This is a genomic window from Oleiphilus sp. HI0125, assembly GCF_001635355.1.
In genome coordinates this window covers 1-786 of the sequence record NZ_LWGF01000235.1, presented here as the reverse complement: position 1 = coordinate 786, position 786 = coordinate 1, and the positions used below count along the sequence as shown (strand labels likewise).

Genomic DNA, 786 nt, shown 5'->3' with positions numbered 1-786 from the left:
GCTAGAGACCGGAGATATCGTTGAGCAAACACTCATGCAAGGCGATGTTCTTCAGGCGATAAAGTCTGGAAGCATGGTCGTTGATATGAGTTCAATACCGCCGGAACAAGCGCGTGCACATGCTCAGCTACTTAAGAATTATGGTATTTCGTATTTAGATGCCCCAGTGTCTGGAGGTACCGTAGGTGCTGAACAAGCGACTCTGTCGATTATGGCCGGCGGAAATAAAAATGACTTCGATAAAGCTCTCCCTATTTTCAATGCAATGGGTTCCGCCACACACATCGGCCCGCATGGTACGGGACAAGTCGCTAAACTGGCTAATCAAGCTATTGTAGGTATTACGATTGGAGCAGTCTCAGAAGCTTTGTTGCTTGCTGCAGAGGGTGGAGCAGACCCTGTGGCAGTTCGTAAGGCTTTGGGTGGCGGTTTCGCTGCTAGCCGCATATTAGAATTACACGGTCAACGAATGATTGATGGCAATTATGAACCTGGGGCGCGTAGCCGTGTTCAATTAAAAGACATGCGCACCATACTCGATGAAGCTCGATTACAAGGTTTGACCCTACCCCTGTCACAACGCACGCATGACGGCTATCTGTCGCTAATCGCTCATGGCAAAGAGAACATCGACCATAGCGGATTAATGGTAGAACTCGAACGCCTCAACAATACATCGCACTTTGCTGAGAACAAAGAAAATGCCTAAATTCGCGGCCAATATCACCATGCTATTTCAAGAACATGACTTTCTTGATCGTTTTAAAGCAGCGAAAGACAATGGCT

1 protein-coding gene is annotated in these 786 nt (G+C 47.5%); it reads left to right on the top strand.

The window, feature by feature from the left end; genetic code table 11:
- On the top strand, positions 1-709 hold a 709-nt coding region (locus A3762_RS03565), incomplete at its 5' end, for an NAD(P)-dependent oxidoreductase (RefSeq protein WP_082868917.1).
- Between the last annotated feature and the right edge of the window lie 77 nt (positions 710-786).